Here is a 795-nt window from a genome sequence, read left to right on the forward strand (position 1 = left end):
AGCGTGGCCACCCCGTCGGCCGGGTTGGCGGCCACCTGGGCGAGCAGTTCCGCGTCCTGCCCGGTGGTGGTGGGCGCGCCGATCGCCCGCCACACGCCGTCCACCCGCACGCCGGGGATCGCGGCCAGCCCGGCGAGCATCCGCTCCACCCGCGCCGCGCCCGGCCACACCACAGTGAAGTCGTCCACCGCCCGGCCGCCGAGCCGCTCCAGGACCACCACCTGCACGATGTCGGCGCCGGAGACGCCGAGTGTCCGGGCCACCTGGCCGAGCGTGCCCGGACGGTCCGGCAGGGTCTCCCGAACTCTCAGCAGCATGTCTGATCCCCTCCGCTCGGCGGGCCGGCCGAGCGGCCGGCAGGCTGGGGCCCAGCCTGCCGGTTGACCATTTCGCCCCTGTTGCAGCGGCATGTCCCGCCGGGAAAACCCCGACCTTGACAACAAAGCTGAGCTGCCATCAACTAATCGGATGACCGATCCGGCCGCCGCTGCCCGGCTCTCGGCCGGCTCGGCACCCCGCGGGCTCGACCTCGACCGGCTCGCCACCTACCTGGCCGCGCACCGGCCGGACCTGACCGGCCCCCTGTCGGCGCGGCTGATCGCCGGCGGCAAGTCCAACCTCACCTACCTGCTGCGCGCCGGTGACCGCGAGGTGGTGCTGCGCCGGCCACCGCTGGGGCACGTGCTGGCCACCGCGCACGACATGGCCCGGGAGCACCGGGTGATCTCGGCGCTCGCGCCGACCGGCGTACCGGTGCCGGAGGCGCTGGCGCTCTGCGCCGACGAGAGCGGCAGC

Annotated in this window: 1 protein-coding gene and 1 pseudogene; one reads left to right on the forward strand and one right to left on the reverse strand. The window is 75.1% G+C overall.

All coding sequences use genetic code 11. From position 1 onward, the window contains the following. Positions 1-317: pseudogene (locus KBX39_RS32305) on the reverse strand (amino acid-binding protein); the annotation flags it as partial. A 151-nt stretch (positions 318-468) separates the two neighbouring features. On the opposite strand from KBX39_RS32305, the gene KBX39_RS32310 reads away from it, so the two are divergent. Further along, positions 469-795: phosphotransferase (locus KBX39_RS32310; RefSeq protein ID WP_210874222.1), on the forward strand; the 327-nt coding region annotated here is incomplete at its 3' end.

Source organism: Micromonospora sp. D75 (genome assembly GCF_018070405.1).
Taxonomy (GTDB): domain Bacteria; phylum Actinomycetota; class Actinomycetes; order Mycobacteriales; family Micromonosporaceae; genus Micromonospora; species Micromonospora chalcea.